This window comes from Sorangium sp. So ce131 (assembly GCF_051519095.1).
Taxonomy (GTDB): domain Bacteria; phylum Myxococcota_A; class Polyangia; order Polyangiales; family Polyangiaceae; genus Sorangium.
Map to the genome: position 1 here is coordinate 11,307,394 of NZ_CP150455.1, position 19,786 is coordinate 11,327,179.

A 19,786-nucleotide genomic window follows, 5' to 3' on the forward strand; every position below is an offset into this window, starting at 1 on the left:
GCGCGTCAAGGCGCCGCCGCGCACCGCTTCCCACACACGCCGCCTGCGCCCGCGGCGCGGCCGTCCGGGCGAACACACGCGGCGCGGCACTCGGCGTCGCGTGCGCACGCCTCGCCCTCGGCCCGCGACGCCGCGCAGCGCCCCTCCACGCAGCGCGCGCCGGGCGCGCAAAGGCCGCCGAGGCAGGCGGCGCCGGCGGGAGGGAGCGGCGCGTCGCTGCAGCGCCCGTCGACGCAGCGGCGCCCTCGCCCGCAGGCGGCGTGGCCCTCGCAGCGGCCGCCGAGCGGGACGTCGGGCGCGCAGGCGCGCCCGGCGCAGTGGCCGCGGCATTCAGGGTGCGCCTCCGCGTAGCGGGTCTGGCGGGTGACCGCGGCGAGCGCGTCGACGGCGAGGCCGCAAGGCCCCGCGGCGGCCGGGGCGCGGCAGACGCCCGCGTCGGTGGGGCCGGCGCCGTCGCAGCGCAGCCCATCCGCGCACTCGAGCGACGACCGGCACCGCGCGCCGTCGCCGAGCGCGCCCCGCACGATGCCCTCGCACGCGGCCGGGACCGGCGCGGCGAGCGGAGTGACCCAGTCGCACCCATCGATCGAGCGCGCCATCGCCTCGACGCAGCGGCCGACCTCGCCGGGCGAGAGCGTCACCGCCTGCGCGCGCACCGCGAAGCTCAGCGCGCGCGTGCACTCCGCCGCGGCGTGGAATCCTGCGCCGCCGCTGCAGCACGCCGCCTTGCGCCGCGCGGGCAGCGCGTGCAGCGCCTCGCACAGCTGCGCCGCGAGCGGATCCGGCGCGCCGTCGGTCTTCGGATAGACCGGGGCGATCTCGTCAACCACCGTGCCGACGGCGGGCGGCCCCGCGCCGACTGCGGGCGCGCCGACTGCGGGCGTCGCCGCATCGACCGTGAGCGGCGCCGCCGAAGGCGCCGCGGTCGCGCTGGCGTCGGGCGCGCTGCGCTGAGCGCACGCGGCGCCGAGCTGCACGACCAGCGCTGCGGCGCAGAGCCGCCGCAGGCGGTCGCCATCCGTCGAGACAGGCACCGCGATCTCCCCCCCCGGCCGCGCGCCGCTGGTGGACCCAGCGAGGCGCCGGAGCCGCGAGCTTGCCGGCGCATCGCGGCGAGGCAACCCCTTTCGCCGTCGGATCAGGCGCGCTTCGCCGCGGCGCTCGGCGCGGCGCGCCCCGGGCGGAGGCCCAGCGAGCGCCCCTGCGGCATATCTAGGGTGTCTCTCGGGACAGGTGCGCTCACCGGCTGTGCTCGCAGGCGACGGCTGTGCTCGCAGGCGACGGCTGAGCTCGTAGGGCAGCGGCTGAGCTCGCAGCCTGCGCGGTGATCGCGTGGTCTAGGGCTCGTATTTCACCGTCGATGGGACCACGAGGGGCGGCGGCTCGATCGCGGGCTGCAACGAGGCGGGGATGAGCGGCTCGACGCCTGGCTGGCTCTTCGGCGGCTGGCCGTGGAGCTCCCGGAGCCTGGCGGGCGCAGGCTCGATCGCGGTCGGGGGCTCCTCGACGGCCTCCGGCGTCGCGCTCGGGGGGATGCTCACCGCGGGCGGCGGGGGGACGAACATCCTCGGCACCTGGATGGAGCGAGCGATCGAGGCGACCTCCGGGAAGCTCGCGGCCATCCGCTCGACAAATGCCGCGCGGGCCGCATCATCGGGGGCGCTCGCCGAGGCCTTCGCGACGCGCAGCGCCGACCAGAGCTCGTAGTACCAGGCGGAGAGGGAGGCATGCGCTTCCAGCAGGTCACGAATGGTATCCTCGGAAACGATGATGTTCTTGCCCATGGGCGAGAGGATACATGACCGAGCGGCGCCTCCCACCTGGTTCGAGCGGATCACCCCCCGACGTCACGGCCCTGGACGACCCCTCCACGAGCGCGGCGCAGCGCGATCGCGACGGCGCTGCGCTGCCCCGCGACGGCATAACGCCGCTGCGGATCATCACCTATAACGTCCGCTACTTCGGCCACGGCACGCGGGGCATCGCCTCGACCAGCGCCGCGATCACCCGCATCGCGGCGACGCTCGCGCGGCTCTCTCCGCTGCCCGATCTCGTGTGTCTCCAGGAGGTGGAGACCCAGTCGCTGCGCTCGTCGACGATGAACCCGCGGTGGCACCCGGAGGAGACGCAGCTCGACCGGCTGATGACCGAGCTGCACGCGGCGCTGGCGCGCGAGGAGCGGCGCGAGCGGTACGTGGCGTATTACTTCCCCGCGCACGCGTACCGGCTCACCTCGCGGACGAACATCTACACGACGGGGCTCGCGGTGATCGCGCGCGACACGTTCCGCATCGGGCACCACAACGCGGAGCGCCCGCACGACATCACCCACCGGCGGGGGGTGAAGAGCCTGAAGCAGACGCGCATCTGCGCGCACGTGTCGTTCGAGCACGAGAGCGGGCAGAGCTTCGACGTGTTCAACACCCACCTCAGCTTGCCGAGCGTGTTCTCGCGGGAGTTCTGGACGGGCGAGGCGCGGATGGGGTTCGGGCCGAATCAGCTCGAGGAGGCGCGGGTGCTCGCCGACTTCGTCCGCCGCGAGCGGCGGAGCGACAACTTCATCGTGGTCGGCGACTTCAACTCGCTGCCTGGCTCGCCGGTGGATCGCTTCCTGCGCGAGGAGGGCGGCTTCGTCGACGCCTTCGCCAAGGTCCGCTGCCTGTCGGAGAGCGAGGCGCGGGCCTTCCCCACGGCCGGCTTCATGAACCTGCGCATGCACCTCGACCACGTGTATTCGTGCGAGGGGCTCGAGTGGATCGACTTCGCGGGCACGCACCCTTTCGGGCACAAGGGCGCGTTCGCCGGGCTGTCGGACCACGTGCCCCTGATCGCGCGCTGCCGGCTGCCATCCGCCTCCGGCTGATCGCCGCCCCGGGCCGCGCGGCCCGTTCGACGCCGGCCGCTCACCCCGGCAGCCAGAGCAGGTCATCCATGACCGGCTCGAGGCACGCGGAGATCTGGACTCCGAGGTCGCCGCCGCACGCGAGCTTGCCGAAGCAGGCGCGGACCTCTCGTCGGCCGCGGCTGTTCATCGCCCCGATCGCCCGCTCGAGCTGCGGCCCGATGCCTTCGTCCAGGCTCTGCCGGCACGCGTGGTAATCTAGATCTCCGCACCCGGCGGCGCGGCTGCAGAGGACGGCCATGAACGGGGCGAGCTCGGCGCGGCGCAGCGAGGTGGCCGTCATCGCCTCCGAGCCGCAGCGGCTCACCTCCGCCGCGTACGCCGCGGTGAATGGATCGCCGTCGAACCGCCGCAGCGCCGCCAGCGAGCACTCCGCGGTCGCGCGGAGCATCCTCGGCGAGGCCGTCGTCGTCCTCCCGGTGCACTCCTCGAACTTCGGCCAGCCCGTCGCCCGGTCGGTGGCCCGCTCGTAGAGCGCCTGGAGGTACACGCACCACGCGTGCTGGGCCTCGCGCTGCTCGCGCTGCTCGGAGGCCCCCTGCTGCTCGTCCGGCGCCTGCGGCGCGGGCCGCGCAGGGGCCGCCGCGACGGCGGGCCGCGCGGTCGCCGCGGGCGGCGCGCCGCCGCCGCAGCCCGCGGCGAGGAGGGCGGAGACGAGCGACGCAGCGCCGAGCGCGGCGATGGCAGAGCGGAGCCCGCGACCACGGGGTGTGCCTTTCACAAGAGCCTCCCTTCCTGGCCGCTGCGGCGACGCGCGTGCAGAACCGGCCCAGCGACGGTGGACGTGCACGGCCCAGGCCAGATCCGGCGCCGTCGACCAGGCGAGGTCGCGGCAGCGCCGGTCCAACCCCGGTCGCGGCAGCGTCGAGCCCGCGGCGGATCCGTCGGCGAAGCGGCGGCGCGCCGGCGCGGCGCGGTCAGCGGCCGGCCCGGCAGCCCGCCCGCTGGCCGATGAGCAGCTTGAGCTTGAAGAGCGCGCCGACCTGGCCGCGGTCCATGGCGACCCGCGGGAAATTCAAAGGGTCGAAGGACGAGAGCATACAAAGCCCGGAGTTGTTGGTGAAGCCGAGCTCGAAGCCGGCCTCCCGCACGGCGCGCTGGAAGGCGCCGTGGAGGCGGTATCCGACGGGGTACGCGACCGCGTGCACGGCCTCGCCGAGGGCCTCGGAGAGCACGCGGCGGGAGCGCGCGAGATCGCGCGTGGCCTCCTCGGGCGAGAGCGTCTGGAGGACGCGGTGGCTGTGCGAGTGCGACTGCACGTCCATGCCCGCCCGCCGAAGCGCCTGGATCTGCTTCCAGTCCATGATCGTGCGCGCCGCGAGCGCGCGCTCCTCGCGGCGCTCGATCGAGGCCCCCGTGGCGCGCTCGAGCTCCTCCCACAGGCGCTCGATGTCGAGGCCGGACGTGCGCTTGATGGCCCGGCACACGCGCGTCGCCGCGGCGATCGGATCGCGCCGCGGCTCGAGCACGAGCGCCGCGGGGTACGCGACCTCGACGCGCGCGCGCCGGCAGCGGTGCATGAGGAGCGCGACGCGATCCCACCAGAAGAGGCGCCCCATGTCGGGGTACTCGGTGGCGATGAAGAACGTGGCCGTGACCCCGGCCCGCTCCAGGAGGGGCAGCGCGACGTCGTGGTTGTCCCGGTAGCCGTCGTCGAAGGCGACCATGACGGGGTTCGGCGGCAGCTTCCGCCCCTTCGCGAAGAGCCGCACGTCCCGCAGCGACACCATCGTGCAGTGTGTCCTGATGACCGCGAGCTGCTCCTCGAGCTCTCGCGCGTTCACCTCGGCGACGCCCGGATCGAGCTCGACGACGTCGGAGAGCTCCGCGATGCGGTGGTAGGTGAACACCGAGAGCACGGGCAGCCGGAGCTTCGCGCGCAACCACAGGAAACGATCCAGGAGCCCGAGGGTGTCGAGCGCCCCGGCGACCAGCGCACGGCGGCCGAGGGGTACGCCCCTGTGAACCCACGTCGGTGATGGTGCGACGACGTACACGAATGTAGTTCAGCACACAAACCCTGCGCGTGCCCGTACCGGGAGCGGATTCGACGGGAACACACCTGCGCCATCCTGGCCGGGCAGACGTCGTTCGGGCTGGGAGAGCTCGGCTCGGCCGCGTGGGATCCCGCTAGACTGCGCGTCGATGTTCTCGACGGACGCGCCGTCATCTGTTCCGGCTGAGGGCCGCTCGTCGAGGCCGCTTTCGCCGATCGCGGCGAGCGGGATCGCGCTCACGACGGCGATCTTCGTGTTTGTGCTGGGCATTTACACGGTGGAGAGGGGCCTGCCGGAGCTGGCCGGAGGCCGCCGAGAGGCGCCGCCGAGCGAGGCGGCGTCCAGTTCCACGAGATCGCCAGGTGCAGCATCGACGCGTGCGGCCGTGCCTGCGCCCGAAGCGGCACCGCCCGGGGCGAGCGAGGCCGAAGACGCAGCCCGAGCGGCGCAGTCCGCGCGCTCGTCGCGAATCGCCGAGGCGGCGGCGCCTCCGCAACCACCGCCCAGCGCCGAGCCGGCGGCTCCTCCGCAGCCACCGCCCGGCGCCGAGCCGGCGGCTCCTCCGCAACCGCCGCCCAGCGCCGAGCCGGCGGCGCCGGCGGGCGCCGCGCGGGTCCCGCGGAGCGGTCATGGCCTGCTCCAGCTCAACGCCGCGCGGGATGCGACCGTCTACGTGACGGGCGTGGCGGTGGGACCCAGCAATCAGCCCATCGAGGTGCGCTGCGGGCGGTTCTTCGTGCGGCTCGGCGAGCCGACACGCAACGGGACGCGGTGGCTCGCCGAGGGAAGGACCGTCATCGTCAAGTGCGGCGCGCTGACGGAAGTGAGCTTCTGATGTCGTCTGCGCCGCCCTCGGCAGACGCGAGGACGAGGCAGGTGACCGACAGCGCTCCCGCCCCGAGGAGCGCATCGCGGCACGCGGCGAGCGTGGCGCCTGTGGTCGCCACGTCATCGATGAGCGCGATCCCCCGGCCCCGGACCCGCTCCATCTCGCGGACGCGGAACGCCCCCGCCACGTTCTGCAGGCGGAGGTCGCGCGAGAGCTGCGCCTGCTGCGCGGTGGTGCGCACGCGGCAGAGCGCCCGCGGGGCGATCGACGCCGCGAGGCCGGAAGCGACGTGCGCGGCCAGCAGGGCCGCCTGGTTGTAGCCGCGCTCCGCGAGTCGGCGCGGATGAAGCGGGACCGGGATCACCAGGAGGTCGGCGTTCATCCCGGCGTCTCGCGCCGCGCAGAGCAGCAAGCGACCGAGGGGCCGCGCGAGGTCCGGGCGATCCTCGTACTTGAAACGCCGAATTCCGTCCGCGAGCGCTCCCGCGAAGGGAGCGTATGCGACGAGGCCGGCGCCGGCGACGCCGGAGCCCGCCGCTGCTCGCGGCGGAGGCGCCGCGCGATGGAGGCGCGACGGCTGCACGGTACGCGCACAGTCGTCGCAGAACACAGCGGTGTCCGCGAGGCGGGCGTCGCAGCCCGCGCAGGCCGGTGGGCTGAGCGCGCGCGCAGCGGCGGCGACGAGGGCGCGGCCCGCTGCGGCCAGGAGGGTGCGAGGGGAGCTCATGGGGACGTGCGCGATCCTCGTCGGGAACGGGCGCGCGGTTGCGCGGGCGGACGAAAGAAGATCGTTTTGCAAAGGACGCGCGGTACGATCCCGTCGTCGTGGATCACGTCGTGAAGCTCCGGCGCTCCTGCGGTTGGAGGAGAGGGCCCCGTTGAACACGTGGAGGTGGACGGACGAGCGCGGCGTCCAGCGGCGCGTGAGCACCGCGGAGCTGCGCACCGCGCTCGCTGCCGGCGTCATTCCTGGCTCCACGCTGGTGTGGCGCCAGGGCATGGAGGCGTGGATGCCGGCATCCCAGCTGCCGGAGCTCGCCGACGCCGCCCGGGTGGGGCGCGAGCCGGAGTCGGGGGCCAGCGGGGCTGAGGGTCCAGCGGACACCTCGAGCAGGGGAGCCGCTCGCGAGAGCGGCGTCATGGATCTGGATTTCGAGCTCCTCGAGGAGCTCGGTCCGGAGCCCGCCCGTGGCGGTCAGCGCGCCGGCGCGACCGCTGCGAACCGACCCGTGAACGACCGGAAGCCGGCGGCGCAGGCCAGCCGCGCAGAGACGCGGCCGCCGCCGCCGCCCCCGCGCAAGCGCGAGTCGATGAGGACCCTCACGGGCGTCGAGGCGCCGGAGAACGCGCCGGCGAGCGGGCAAAGCGCGCCGATCGTCGTGCCCGCGGCGGGCGGGACGTTCGACGCAGGGGTCGCCCGGGCCATCACGCAGCTGCCCCGCTACGAAGGCGCGCCGACGGGCGACGAGGGCGCGACCGTGATCCCCCGCGCGCCGAAGCTCCCCTCGGAATCGGAAGGGCAAGACGACCCCCTGGCGAGCCCGCTCCCCGCCATCGCTGGGTTCACGGCCGCGGGCGGCGCGAGCGCAAAAGCCGATGGCAACACGCCTGGGGTGCCGAGGCGGCCGCCGGGCGCCGCGCCCAGCAGGCCGGCGACGGCCGCGCCCAGCAGGCCGGCGACGGCCGCGCCCAGCAGGCCGGCGACGGCCGCGCCCAGCAGGCCGGCGACGGCCGCGCCCAGCAGGCCGGGCGCCGCGCCGAGAGCAGCCGGCGAGCCGGTCGCCGGCGCAACGGCGAGACCTCCCCAGCCGCTGCCGCGCCCCCCCGGTCGCGACGCCACACCGGCCACCGCCGCAGCGCAGGACCAGGGGCGCGGCGCCGCGGCGGGCGGCGCCGGTCAGGGCCCCGGCAGGCCTCTCCCAGCAGTCCCGCCAGCGCCGACCGGCTCCAGCCCAGGAGCGAGAGGTCCGGCGCGCGCAGCAGGACGCTCGGCGCCGCCGCACCCGGTCCCGGTGCGCATCTCCACGACCCCGCCGAGGCGGCTCGGGGACGCACGGGCGCCCGAGGCGCCGGCTCAGGCAGCGGCAGGCGCGAAGGCCCTCGTCCGTCTCGGAGCGCTCCCTGCGCCGCCGCCGCGCCCTCCTGCGGAGGCTCCCCGCGCAACGCCGCCAGCAACGCCGCGCCCTCCGGCGCCCGCAGCCGACGCAGCGCTCACCTCGAGCGCCGCCGCCGCGGCGAGCACGGCCCCCGTCCCCCGTCCGCCGAGCCCGCTGATCCCCGGCGACGGTCCCCTGCCCCGCAGCGCAGCCGCCGCGCCGGCGAGCGACGGCAGGGATGCGCCGGCGAACCGCGCGCGCGGCGAGTCGATCCATCCTTCCGCCGCGGCGCCGAGCAGCGACACCAAGGAGCCTTCCGCGGCGAGCTTTCCTGCGCCCAACGAGACGACGAAGCGCTCGCCCCTGGTCGAAGCGCCGCCAGGGCGCCCCGCGCCCGCGACGACCCCTTCGGCCAGCGCCGCGCCGATCGGCGCCGCCAGCGCCGCACCGGCCGGCGCCGCCACCAGCGCCGCGCCTACCGGCGCCGCCGCCAGCACCGCACCGGCCGGCGCCGCGGCCAGCGCCGCACCGGCCGGCGCCGCCCCCGCGGCCAGCCCCGCACCGGGGTTACCGCTGTCGCCGCTGGCGGCACGTCCGTGGTCAGGCCCTGCCCCCGCGCCCCCGGGCGCGCAGCGCAACGCGGCTGCCGCCGACGCGCGGCTCGGGTCGGGGACCCTGGCGTCGGACCAGCGAGCCGACAGCGGCTCGGCCGCGAGCTCGAGCAACGGCCCCGCAGCCCTCCCCCCGCGGGCGCTCGCGGCGCGGCGCGGTCAGCCGCCGCGCGCGGGCCGGCTCGGCGCCATGGCCGAGGGCGCCGGGAACCTCTTCTCCACCCCGGTTCCCGTGCGGGTGTCGTCGCTCCTCGGCCTCGGCGGGGCGGCGCTGCTCGTGAGCGTCGGCGCCTTCTTCGCGGGCCGCCTCTCCGCCGCGAGCCCGCGGCGCGCGCCGATCGAGCCGGCGCGCAGCGCGCTCGGCGCCGCGCAGGAGATCGCGCGCGCGGCGCTCCCCGCGCCGCCTGCTCCGCCGAAGCCCTGCTGGGTGGCGCGCCAGCCCCAGCAGTGGGCGCCGCTCGTCGCGAAGAGCATCCCCTTCGAGGTCACGACCACGAAGCAGGGCAAGCTCGTGGTCGGTTACGCCAAGAGCCCGATGGAGGCCGTCGGCCTCGAGATCGATCCCGCGACCGGGGAGCGGAACGAGCGGTTCTCGAACACGGAGACCGCTGACATCGTCAGCATCTCGCCGATCGAGGACGGGTTCACCGTCCTCACGGCGGCGCAGCAGGCCATCCGCTCGCCCGTGAACGTTCCGGGACCGACGCCGTTCGTCGTCGGGCTCGCCGGCGGCGCCGTGGTCGCGGCCGACAGCCCCGACGCCGCGCCCTCCCGGCTCTGGCCGGTGCAGGGCGACGAGCCGCTCGAGGCGCCGCGCGCGCTCGCGGCCGGGTCGCGGGGGTACGCGGTCGCCTTCCGCCGCGAGAAGGCCGTCTGGGCGGGCTGGCTCGACGCCGAGCGCAAGCCCGCCGGCGAGCTGACCCGGGTGGCGGGCTCCGGGGGTTCGGTCGGCAAGCCGTCGATCGGCTGGAACGGGCGCGACCTCGCCGTCGTCTTCGCCGACCGCCCGACGGATGGCCGCTGGGAGATCCGCGCTGGTCGCGCCGCTTCGAGCACCCCGCCCGCCTCCACCCAGGTGATCCCGCTCCCCACCGGCGGCCCGGGGGGAGACGCGTTCGCGCCGGACATCGCGGGGCTCGGCGACGGGCGCTGGCTCCTCGTGTGGACCGAAGGCCCGCCAGGGAGCCGCGCCATGCGCGCGCAGACCCTGGCCGCCGACTTCACCCCGGTCGGAGACCCGATCGCGCTCTCGCCCCCGGCCGGGAACTTCGGGCAGGGCCTGCTCGGCGTCTCCGCCCGATCGGGCTACGTGGGCGTGGTGTTCCTCTCGAAGCCCGCCGCGAGCTACGAGCTCTGGGGGGTCATCCTCCAATGCGGGTGACGAGCCGCTCGGGCCCCGCGCGCGGGCTCCGCGCAGCGGCGCTCGCGCTGCTGCTCGCCGCGCCGCAGGCGCCGTTGCTCGGCGCGTGCGCCGCGCAGACCTCGCAGCTCGAGCAGGGGCGGGCCCTCCGCACGGGCAACCCGCCGTACGACGAGTTCTTCGAGGCCGCGCGGGCGCTCCGCGAGGAATCGCTGAAGGCGGAGGAGCACGCGGGAGCGGCGCGCGCGGAGCTCGCGCGCGCGCTGGGGCTCGATCCCGGGGCGGCCGGCGACGCGGCGGCGCTCGAGGTCACGCGCGCGCGCGCGGCCGACCTCCGCGCGTCGGGCGTGGCGCTCCACGTCGAGCTCGTGCCGGAAGCGCGGCTCGTGAGCGCCCGGGGCGGGCGCGCGCTCGGCGCGGAGGACCGGAGCCTCATCGAGGCGATCGAGGCGTGCCTGAAGAGCTCGCTCGCGGCATCGAAGCGGCTCGGCGAGCTCTCGATGCGCGCCGTGGAGCTCGAGAAGAAGCGGGCGGCGCTCGCGGCCGAGTCGACCAAGGCGCTGGCGGACGATCCGCGACGCCGTCAGGTGAAGCGCGAGATCGAGGCGGCCGAGCAGGTGCTCGCGGAGTCGGGGGCGCTCGCGGATCGGCACGCGGGCAAGGCCTCGAAGCTCGTGCTCGACCTGGTCCTCGCGGTCGACACGGGCGCGGGCGCCGCCCCGGCGCGACGGAGCGCGGCGAGCCGGGCGCCGGCGAGGCCGTCGGCGCCCGGCGCGAAGGCGCCCTCGCGGCGCGGGAGCGGCGCCGGGGCCGCGCCGAAGCCGCCGCCGCCGCGCGGGGGCGACGACTTCGACCCCTGACGCCGGCGCGGCGCGATGGCCCCTGGCGCCGGCGCGGCCCGATGGCCCGCCTGGCCGGGGCCCGCCTGGTCGAAATCGGGCGGTGTCGGGCAGGCGTGGCGCCGCTTCCCCACTTGTCCGAGGAGCGGCGGGACGCCTATCCTCCGCGAGCGATCCATGAGCGCGATCCGGCCCGAGCGCCGCGCGCCAGGCCGCCTCGTGCCGTTCGACGACCCCGCGCTCCGGCCCTCCTCGCTGATGATCCGATCCCTGACGTTCGCCTCCATCGCTCTGGGATCGGCGATCCTGGCGCTCGCGCCCCGCAGGGCGGCGGCGCAGGTGCCGCCGCAGTCGGAGGGCGTGACCCTCGGCGGGTTCACGTTCCGCCCCTCGATGGAGCTCCGGCTCCGCGGCGAGTTTCGCCGGTACCCCGTGGACACCGGGGGCGACATCTACACGTCGAACGCCGTGCTCGCCGAGGGCTTCGGGGGCGCGCTGCCGCCGCTGCTCGACACCGCGGAGGCCGTGAGGACCCAGTGGTTCCTCGCCCAGCGCGCCCGCCTCGGGCTGGCCGTCGATCACGGGCCGATCACGGGCGTCCTCACGCTGCAGGACGCGCGGCTCTGGGGGAGCGACGACGCCATCTTCCTCGGCGCGGGTGAGCCGTCCCTCCCGGCGACGGCGCCTTACGAGGCCTACGTCGACGTGCACACGCGCGCGGGGCGGCGCGCGTTCGTCCGGGTGGGCCGGCAGCGCATCCAGTGGGGCGATGGCCGCCTGATCGGGGCGAACGACGAGACGCTCACCGCGCGCTCGCTCGACGCGGCCCGCGCAGGGGTGCAGCTCGGCAACGTCGATCTGGAGGCCATGGCCGCGCTGCTCGCGGCGCCGGGCGGCGCCCCGCCCGAGGTGGCCGGGACGCAGAAGCCCGTCCCCGCCGGCACCGGGACTCAGCTCTACGGCCTGAACGCGATCTGGCACCTCGCGCCCCTCCTCCAGCTCGAGGCCACGGCGCTCGCGCGCGTCGCCCGGGAGCCGCGCCCGAGCTGGCTCACGCCGGGGGACACCTTCGTGCTCGACGCGCGCATCTCCGGCGACCGCCGGGGCTTCCGTTACGCGCTCGAGGGCGCCTACGAGCTCGGCCGCGTCGCCACGATCGGCGGGGACCGCCCCCTCGGCGCGTTCGCGGTCGCTGCCCGGGCCGAGCTCGCGACCGCCCTCCCCGGCCGCCTCACCTGGAGCGCCCGCGGCGCCTACGCGACGGGCGACGACGGCGCGCTCGACGCCGCCGAGACGCAGCGCCGCTTCGATCCGATCCTGCCCGACGCGCAGGGCAACCGCGGGCTCATGGGGCTCTACGCGTGGTCCAACGTGATCGAAGCGGGCGGCGGCGTCAGCGCCTCCCCCTGGGACGCGCTGACCGCCTCCGCCGGGTACACGTTCGTCGGCCTCGCTTCTCCCGGGGGCAGGTGGGTGACCGCGCGCCTCCTCCCCGTCGGCGCCGCCCCCGACAACGAGGACCGGACGCTCGGCCACGAGATCGACGTCTCGGTCGCCCTGCACCCCTGGGAGCCGCTGCGCCTCGCGCTCGGCTACGGCCTGTTCTTCTTCGGCGAAGGCGCCCAGGCGATCTTCACGCGGGCGAACCGCGCGCTCGACGCGGACCGCCGCCCCGCGGACCTGCAGCAGTGGGCGTTCCTGCAGGCGACCCTGAGCGCCCCCTGAAAAGCGAGCGGCCCGGGCGCATCGCGCCGGAACGGCGGATGGCCCGGGCCAGGCCCACGCGCTACGGGGGCGTCCCGCGCTGCTTGGGCGCCCCGCGCTGCTTGGGCGCCCCGCGCTGCTTGGGCGCCCCGCGCTGCTTGGGCGCCCCGCGCGGCTTGGTCACGTGCTCGGGGCGGGCTTCGGCGTGCCGAAGATGCTCGCCGCGCGGCGCTTCTCCTTGGCGGCGCGCTCGCGGTCGCTGTAGCTCGGGATCACGACGCGCTGGCGCTGCGGCAGCTCGCGGCCCGAGACGATGGCGTCGACCTCCTCGGCGTCCAGCGTCTCGCGCTCGAGCAGCGCCGTGGCGAGCCGCTCGAGGATCTCGCGGTTGTCCGTGAGCAGCCGCCGCGCCTCGGCGTGCGCGTCGAGGATGAACCGCCGCACCTCGTCGTCGATCTGGTTCGCGATCGTCTCCGAGTAGTCGCGGCGCCGGCTCGTGAAGTCGCGCCCGAGGAAGACGCTCTCCTCGTCCGCGCCGTACGAGATCGGCCCGATGACGTCGCTCATGCCGAACTCGGTCACCATGCGGCGCGCGAGGTTCGACGCCTGCTTGATGTCGTTGCCCGCGCCCGTCGTGAACTGGCCGAACACGATCTCCTCCGCGACGCGGCCGCCCATCAGCACGGAGAGCCGCGCCTTGGCGAAGTCGCGCGACATGCTGAGCCGATCCTCCTTCGGCAGCTGCTGCGTCAGGCCGAGCGCCGGCCCGCGCGGGATGATCGTCACCTTGTGGACCGGATCCGAGAACTTCTCCAGGAGCTTCGCCACCAGCGCGTGGCCGGCCTCGTGGTAGGCCGTCGTCCGCTTCTCCTCGTCGCTGATGACCATGCTGCGGCGCTCGGCGCCCATCAGCACCTTGTCCTTGGCCATCTCGAAGTCGACCATCGTGACGACGTCCTTGTCCTGCCGCGCCGCGAGCAGGGCCGCCTCGTTGACCAGGTTCTCGATGTCGGCGCCGACGAAGCCGGGCGTGCCGCGCGCCAGGATCTCCATGTCGACGTCCGGGCCGAGCGGGACCTTCTTCGTGTGCACCCGGAGGATGCCCTCGCGGCCGCGCACGTCGGGGCGGTTCACCACGATGCGCCGGTCGAAGCGGCCGGGGCGCAGGATCGCGGGGTCGAGGACGTCGGGGCGGTTCGTCGCGGCGACGATGATCACGCCCTCGTTCGACTCGAAGCCGTCCATCTCGACGAGCAGCTGGTTCAGCGTCTGCTCGCGCTCGTCGTGACCGCCGCCGAGGCCCGCGCCGCGGTGGCGGCCGACCGCGTCGATCTCGTCGATGAAGATGATGCACGGCGCGTGCTTCTTGCCCTGCTCGAACAGGTCGCGCACCCGGCTCGCGCCGACGCCGACGAACATCTCGACGAAATCCGAGCCGGAGATCGAGAAGAACGGCACCCCCGCCTCACCCGCGATCGCGCGCGCGAGGAGCGTCTTGCCCGTCCCGGGGGGCCCCATCATGAGGACGCCCTTCGGGATGCGGCCGCCGAGCTTCTGGAACTTCTTCGGGTCCTTGAGGAACGCGATGATCTCCTCGAGCTCGTCCTTCGCCTCGTCGATCCCCGCGACGTCCGCGAACGTCACCTTGTTCTGCGCCTCGCTGAGCAGCCGGGCGCGCGACTTGCCGAAGCTCATCGCCTTGCCGCCGCCGGCCTGCAGCTGGCGCATGAACAGGTAGAACATCACGAGCAGGAAGACCATCGGCAGGATGGTCAGGATCGCCCCCCAGCCGAACGGCGAGGTGTCGTCCTTCTCGAAGCTCACGGCGACCTTGTTGTTGACGAGCACCTGCGTGATCTCGTCGGCGTTGTCAGGGCCGATCGTGACCATCTTGGTCTTCTGCCCGCTCTTCGGGTCCTTGACCGAGAAGGTGTACTCGCGGTCCTTGATCGTGACCGACTCGACGTGCGGATTTTGGTCCTTGGCCTCGACCTGGACCTTGCTCATGAAATCGCTGAACGGGACCTGCGTTGCGAGGGAGCGATCCGGGCTCAAGAACTGCCAGATCGCCAAGAACATCATGATCAGCAGAACCCAGAGCAGCAGCGTCTTGTGCGATTGCTTCACGAGGACCCTCTAGGCTCGCGCGGCGAGCCGGCGTGTACTGAAATTCTACGCGTGTTCCAGCCAGCATGCCACCCGTGAGCCCGGTCGTCGACCGCGCGCCCGCCCTCGCGGTGGCGCGGGGGAACGGCATCTGGCGAGGGGGCGCGGGCGGGGTGCATGCGGTCAGGTCCCGCGACCCACGGTCTCGTCCTCGATAAGCACGCTGGACTCCTCTGGAAAGCCCAGGGCGAGCTCTCTGCCGCCCTGCACCCGCACGCGCACCGGGCGGCCGAGCTTGCGGGCGCGCTCGATCGCGAAGCGCTGCGCCCGACCGAGCGGCGCCGCGGGGGAGCCGCCAACGTCGAGGACGGTCGCATCGCCGGCGTCGGGGCGCTCCTGCGCGGCGACGAGCATGTCCGAGAGCGCACAGAGGTGCTCGACGATCGCCGGCGAGAGGTCCTCGAGCAGCGGGAGCAGCTCGCGGCGGACACGCACGCGGGTGAAGCGGGGGTCCACGTTGCTGGGATCGTCCGCGAACGCCAGCTGATGTCGGCTGAGGTGGGCGAGGACATCGGCGCGGCGGGCCAGGAGCAAGGGGCGGATGAGCTCGACCCGCACCGCCGCGCCGGGCGCAGCGCCGCCCGCGCCGCCCGCGTCGAGCGAGCGCGACGCGCGCGGCGGCAGCACGGCGAGGCCCCTCGGGCCGGCTCCCCGCAAGAGGCGCAGGAGCAGCGTCTCGGCCCGATCGTCGGCGGTGTGGCCGGTCGCGATCGCGCGGGCGCCGTGTGCTGCCGAGGCCGCCGCCAGCGCGGCGAAGCGGGCGGCGCGCGCCCTCGCCTGGAGGTTCGCGCCGGGCGCGACGTCCACGCGGGTGCTGGAGAAGGGGACGCCGAGCCGCGCGGCGAGGTCGCGCGCGATCGAAAGCTCGGCCGCGGCGGCGGCGCGGAGGCCGTGGTCGACGCCGTGCGCAACGACCTCGTGGCCGATCCGCCGCCGGAGCATCGCCAGGACGTGCAGCAGCGCGGTCGAGTCGGGGCCGCCGGAGCAGGCGCAGAGGACCACGTCGCCGCGCGCGAGCAGCCGCTCGTCGCGGATCAGCCGCTCGGCGAGGCGGAGCAGCGACGGAGGGTGCGACCGGCCCCGCCTGGGCGGCGGGGGAGGTCCGGGCGCCGGGCTCATCGGAGCTCGAACGCCTTGCAGAAGACGATCTCGTCGCGGCCGTCGAGGTCCTGGCTCAGGTGCGGCGCGACCGGGTAGCCGAGCGAGCAGCGCGGCGCGCCGCCCGCAGGCGCGGCGCCGTCGCGGTCGGGCTCGCCCGGATCGAACGAGGCGCAGTCCGGGCACGCGAACACGAGCCGATAACGCCGCGCCTCCTCGCGGAGGCGATCGTCGAGGTGCTGGATCATCGACGCCAGCGTAGCGCAAGCCGCAGGGCGCCGGCCGCGAGCTCGGTCGCGCGAGAGGGCAGGCCCTCGCGGCGCCGTGGAGCCGGTCGGTCCAGGGGCGCGCTCGGCCCGCCGCTGCCAGGTCAGCGCGCGGGCGCGCGCGGCCCGCTGCCGAGAGATCAGCGCGCGGGCGCGCTGCCGCCGGGGTCGGCGCGCGGGCGGCGCGACCGCGAGAGGCGGACGATCGACTCGATGTGGCTCGTCTGCGGGAAGAGCTCGACCACCTCGATGTCCGTGATCTCGAAGCCGCCGCGGAGGATGACGCCGAGGTCCCGCGCCAGCGTGGCCGGGTCGCACGAGACGTAGACGACCACACGCGCGCCCGAGGCCGCGATCGCGCGCGCCGCGCCGGGCGCCCCGCCGCGAGGCGGGTCGAGCACCACGACGTCGGCGCGCGGCGGGATCGGCGCCTCGTCGGCGTCCGCCTCGATCACCTTGCCGGCGAGGCCGCGCGCGGCGAGGTTCTGGCGCAGGCAGGCGACCGCCTCGGGCACGAGCTCCACCGCCGTGAACGACGCGAGCCCCCCGGGGGCCGCCGGGGGAGCGCCCTCGGCGGGCCCGGGCGGCCGCTGCGCGCCGCGGGCGAGCAGCACGGAGAGCGTCCCGCTCCCGGCGAACAGCTCCACGAGGTGCGGCGACCGCGAGGAGTCGAGGTGCGCGAGCTCGGCGGCGCGGCGGGCAAGGACGGCGGCGCCCTCCTCGGACGGCTGCCCGAAGCCGCCCGGCGCGAGCAGCAGCGGCGCGCCGTCCGCGCCCTGGATCACCGGCCGCGGGTCGCCGAACGACGCGGCCTGCCGCGCGCCGTCCAGCGTGACGCGGGCGCCGGCCCACGCGCCGCTCGCCGTGCGCTGGTCGAGCAGCTGCCACACGGCCGGCGGGAGCGCCCCGCGCCAGAGGATCTCGACCACCGGGCGGCGCGAGGCGCCCTGCGCGATCAGGATGTCGCCCTCGCCGGCCGCGCCGCGGAGCAGGCCGGGCAGCTCGCCGGCGAGCGGCGCGATCTCGTCGGCCAGCACGAGGCAGCGGTCGACCGCCACGACGTCGTGGGTCCTCGGCGCGCGGTAGCCCACGCGCACCTCGCCGCGCTCCGCGCGCGCGAACAGCCTCGCCCGCGACCGGTAGCCGAGCGCCTGGGGCGCCGGATGGACGCGGACCTCCGGCAGCTCGGCGAGCGAGGTCGCCCGCGCGATCGCCTGCCGGACGATCTGCTCGTGCGCGGCCTGCTGCGCCTCGACGCGGACGTGCATCCAGTCGCAGCCGCCGCAGGCGTCCGCGAAGCTGCAGGGCGGAGCGACGCGCTCGGCGCTCGGCTCGATCACGCGGAGGAGCCGGCCTCGCGCCGGGCGCGCGCTGCGGTCGAGCTCGACCTCGACGAGGTCCCCCGGCGCGGTCGCGGGGACGAAGACGACCTCGCCCGCGAGCCTCCCGACGCCGGCGCCGCCCGCGGCGAGCGCGTCGATGCGCAGCTCGGCCCGCTCGCCGGCGCGGGCTCGCGTCTTGGCGCCGCTCGCGCGGCGGTGAACGGACTTCATCGCTGCATCGTGACGTGCGGGAGGTCCGGCCGCCCGGGGAGGGTGGCCGCGCCGGCGGGCGCAGGCGTCGCGCCGGCCGGCGCAGGCGTCGCGGGGGCGTCGACGCTGCCGGCAGGCGTGCGCGGCACCGTCTGGGTCTTCATGTAGACCAGCGCGCCGATGCCGACGACGCACAGCGCGGTGAGCGCGATGACGGCGATGAGCACGACCGTGTTCCGGCGCTGGCCGACCTCCACCGCGTCCTGCGTCGCCGCCCAGATCGCCGCTGGATCGGGCCGCGGCAGGGAGAGCGCGGTCTCGATCTGCGACTGCGGAGGCTGCCCGGACCCGGCGGCCGGCGGCTGGGACGGCCCCACGCTCGCCGGCGGGGGCTGCGGGAACTGCGGCGCCGGCGCGGCGGCCGGGGGCTGCGGGGCGGGCCGATACCCCTGGCCGTTGAACGGGAGCGCGTACGGCACGGCGGCCTGCCCCTGCGCGCCGCCGGCGCCGGCGAGCGGGGACACGGCGGCCTGCGTCTGGATCATCGCCTCGTCGGCGCGGCGGGGCGCCGGGGGTGGAGGCTGCAGCGTCGGCGGGAGCGCGAGGGTGGAGGCGAGCGGGCTGCTCGGATCGCCGCCCTGGAAGCTGCCGGCCTGAGCCGGCGTGAGGTCGTCCGTGTCGAAGTCGAGCGGCGCGTACGGGGCTGCACGGAACGGAGCTGGCGCCTGAGGGCTGTGGCCGGCGGGCGCCCGCGGCGCGCTCGCGTACGGCGGCGAGGCGCCCGGCCGCCCCAGGGGAAGGGCGGGCTGGGCGGCGAGCGGCGGCTGCGGCGCGGGCGCCGGGGCGGGCCCCATGCCGGCCGCGGGGCGCACCATCGGCCGCTCGCCGTACGCCATCGGCCGCATCGGCTCGGCTTGCTCTCGCGTCGCGACCGTCGTCGGGACGTCCTCGTCGTCGTCCATCAGCGACGACGCGACCATCTGCTTCGAGGCCGCCCCGCCGGGCGGCGTCCGCCCGATCGGCGCGATCCCGCTCACCGGGGCGGCGTTCTGCCGCAACGCCTGCGGCGCCGCTTGCCGCTGCTGCGGCTCGGGCTCCCGGCCGCGGAGCCCGACGGAATCGGTGGCCGTGACCCGCCCGCGCACCTGCTCGACGTTGATGGTGGACGTCACCTCCGCCGCCCACGCGAGGTGCGCCTCGCGCTTCTGGATGCGATCGGCGAAGACCTGCTGCACGAACTGGGCGACCTCCTCGGAGCCGACGAACACGCCGCTCCTCATCAGGAAGTTCTGCAAGGCCCTGGAGAACTCGCGCGCCGTCTGGAAGCGGTCCTGCCGGTGCTTGGCGAGCGCCTTCATGACGACGCTCTCCAGCTCGATCGGGTAGTCCGGCACGATGGTCGACGGCGGCGGGACCACACAGGCCTGCACCTTCTCGAGCGTGTCGAGATCCGTGTCCATCCGGAAGAGACGCTGGTTCGTCGTCAGCTCCCACAGGACGACCCCGAGCGCGAACACGTCGGTCGTGCGATCGATCTCGATGCCGCGCACCTGCTCGGGGGACATGTACGCCAGCTTGCCCTTCAACGTGCCTGCGCGGGTGGACGACAGCCGATCGGCCACCTTGGCGATGCCGAAATCGACGACCTTCGTATACCCGTCATAGGTCAGGAACAGGTTGTGCGGCGTCACGTCGCGGTGCACCAGCCCGAGCAGCTGGCCGTTCTTTCCGCGGAGCTCGTGCGCGGCGTGGAGCCCCTCGGCGGCGTCGGAGCAGATGCGCGCGGCGAGCTCAGGCGAGATGCGCAGCCGGCGCTCCTCGGCGCGGCGCATCACCTCCCGGAGCGGCTCGCCGTGGAGGTACTCCATGGCGATCCAGTAGGTGTTGTCGTCCTTCCCGAGATCGAAGACCTGCGCGACATTGGCGTGGTTGATGCCCGCCGCGATGCGCGCCTCGTCGAGGAACATGTCGACGAACTGGTCGTCCTCGACGAGGTGCGGGTGGATCCGCTTGATCGCGACCCACTTCTGAAAGCCGCCCGGACCATCCATGCGGGCCAGGTGGACGCTCGCCATTCCGCCCACCCCGATCTCGTCGACGACGCGGTAGCGGCCCAGGAAGTAGGTCCCCTGCTGCTTCTCGGACTCCCTCGTGCGCGCGTCAGACGGTGAATTGGTCGACCCGGGGCTTGGAGGTCCGCCCATTCGTGATGCGGGTCGAGGCGGGGGTTGGGGCATGAGCGGTCACTACTTTACCGCGAGTTCGCGGCACTTTGCCATGTCGTCTGGGCCGAGCGACCGGGGAGATGGTCATCTTTGATCCACCGGCGCGCATCCACCGGCGCGCTGAAGGTTGTTGTCCTGACAGGTGGGACATTCACCGGGGC

General features: G+C 75.3%; 15 protein-coding genes. 5 read left to right on the plus strand and 10 right to left on the minus strand.

Features of this window, described 5'->3' with window-relative positions; all coding sequences use genetic code 11:
* Nucleotides 1-5: 5 nt before the first annotated feature.
* Nucleotides 6-1,034 carry a hypothetical protein gene (locus WMF43_RS40990; RefSeq protein ID WP_437673328.1) on the minus strand — a complete coding sequence of 343 codons (1,029 nt, stop codon included), beginning with the start codon at nt 1,032-1,034 and terminating at the stop codon, nt 6-8.
* 303 nt (nt 1,035-1,337) lie between these two features.
* Entirely contained in the window at nt 1,338-1,784 is a 447-nt protein-coding gene (locus tag WMF43_RS40995; protein WP_437673329.1) for a hypothetical protein, read from the minus strand.
* A 14-nt stretch (nt 1,785-1,798) separates the two neighbouring features.
* On the opposite strand from WMF43_RS40995, the gene WMF43_RS41000 reads away from it, so the two are divergent.
* The gene (locus WMF43_RS41000) at nt 1,799-2,863 is read left to right on the plus strand and encodes an endonuclease/exonuclease/phosphatase family protein (RefSeq protein WP_437673330.1); all 1,065 of its coding nucleotides are present in this window, start codon (nt 1,799-1,801) and stop codon (nt 2,861-2,863) included.
* A 40-nt stretch (nt 2,864-2,903) separates the two neighbouring features.
* Here WMF43_RS41000 and WMF43_RS41005 read toward each other — a convergent pair whose 3' ends face one another.
* Nucleotides 2,904-3,623, minus strand: coding sequence for a hypothetical protein (locus WMF43_RS41005; protein WP_437673331.1), 720 nt, complete (start codon nt 3,621-3,623; stop codon nt 2,904-2,906).
* A gap of 196 nt (nt 3,624-3,819) precedes the next feature.
* A complete protein-coding gene (locus WMF43_RS41010; protein ID WP_437673332.1) occupies nt 3,820-4,899 on the minus strand; it encodes a polysaccharide deacetylase family protein in 1,080 nt (359 codons plus the stop codon).
* Between the two features lie 385 nt (nt 4,900-5,284).
* On the opposite strand from WMF43_RS41010, the gene WMF43_RS41015 reads away from it, so the two are divergent.
* Complete coding sequence (locus WMF43_RS41015; RefSeq protein ID WP_437673333.1) at nt 5,285-5,734, plus strand: hypothetical protein; 450 nt, start codon at nt 5,285-5,287, stop codon at nt 5,732-5,734.
* On the opposite strand, the gene WMF43_RS41020 is transcribed toward WMF43_RS41015, so the two are convergent.
* Nucleotides 5,700-6,455 carry a ComF family protein gene (locus WMF43_RS41020; protein WP_437673334.1) on the minus strand — a complete coding sequence of 252 codons (756 nt, stop codon included), beginning with the start codon at nt 6,453-6,455 and terminating at the stop codon, nt 5,700-5,702. The two genes, WMF43_RS41015 and WMF43_RS41020, sit on opposite strands and share 35 nt — an antisense overlap.
* 151 nt (nt 6,456-6,606) lie before the next feature.
* Here WMF43_RS41020 and WMF43_RS41025 point away from each other — a divergent pair, with 151 nt between their 5' ends.
* From WMF43_RS41025 to WMF43_RS41035, 3 genes are all read left to right on the plus strand, one after another.
* A complete protein-coding gene (locus tag WMF43_RS41025) occupies nt 6,607-9,816 on the plus strand; it encodes a GYF domain-containing protein (RefSeq protein ID WP_437673335.1) in 3,210 nt (1,069 codons plus the stop codon).
* Nucleotides 9,813-10,655 (plus strand): hypothetical protein, encoded by an 843-nt coding sequence (locus WMF43_RS41030; RefSeq protein ID WP_437673336.1) that lies wholly within the window; start codon nt 9,813-9,815, stop codon nt 10,653-10,655. Before WMF43_RS41025 ends, WMF43_RS41030 begins: the two co-directional genes overlap by 4 nt.
* Nucleotides 10,656-10,811: 156 nt before the next feature.
* Nucleotides 10,812-12,359, plus strand: coding sequence for an alginate export family protein (locus WMF43_RS41035; RefSeq protein ID WP_437673337.1), 1,548 nt, complete (start codon nt 10,812-10,814; stop codon nt 12,357-12,359).
* Between the two features lie 159 nt (nt 12,360-12,518).
* Here WMF43_RS41035 and ftsH read toward each other — a convergent pair whose 3' ends face one another.
* The 5 genes from ftsH to WMF43_RS41060 all read right to left on the minus strand — a co-directional run bounded on the left by ftsH (nt 12,519) and on the right by WMF43_RS41060 (nt 19,604).
* A complete protein-coding gene (gene ftsH, locus WMF43_RS41040) occupies nt 12,519-14,465 on the minus strand; it encodes an ATP-dependent zinc metalloprotease FtsH (protein ID WP_437673338.1) in 1,947 nt (648 codons plus the stop codon).
* 162 nt (nt 14,466-14,627) lie between these two features.
* Nucleotides 14,628-15,623 carry a tRNA lysidine(34) synthetase TilS gene (gene tilS, locus WMF43_RS41045; protein ID WP_437673339.1) on the minus strand — a complete coding sequence of 332 codons (996 nt, stop codon included), beginning with the start codon at nt 15,621-15,623 and terminating at the stop codon, nt 14,628-14,630.
* Nucleotides 15,620-15,850 (minus strand): hypothetical protein, encoded by a 231-nt coding sequence (locus tag WMF43_RS41050; protein WP_437673340.1) that lies wholly within the window; start codon nt 15,848-15,850, stop codon nt 15,620-15,622. Before WMF43_RS41050 ends, tilS begins: the two co-directional genes overlap by 4 nt.
* Nucleotides 15,851-16,008: 158 nt before the next feature.
* Complete coding sequence (locus tag WMF43_RS41055) at nt 16,009-17,421, minus strand: class I SAM-dependent RNA methyltransferase (RefSeq protein ID WP_437673341.1); 1,413 nt, start codon at nt 17,419-17,421, stop codon at nt 16,009-16,011.
* On the minus strand, nt 17,418-19,604 hold the full coding sequence (locus tag WMF43_RS41060) for a serine/threonine protein kinase (protein WP_437673342.1): 2,187 nt from the start codon (nt 19,602-19,604) through the stop codon (nt 17,418-17,420). Before WMF43_RS41060 ends, WMF43_RS41055 begins: the two co-directional genes overlap by 4 nt.
* Nucleotides 19,605-19,786: the final 182 nt, after the last annotated feature.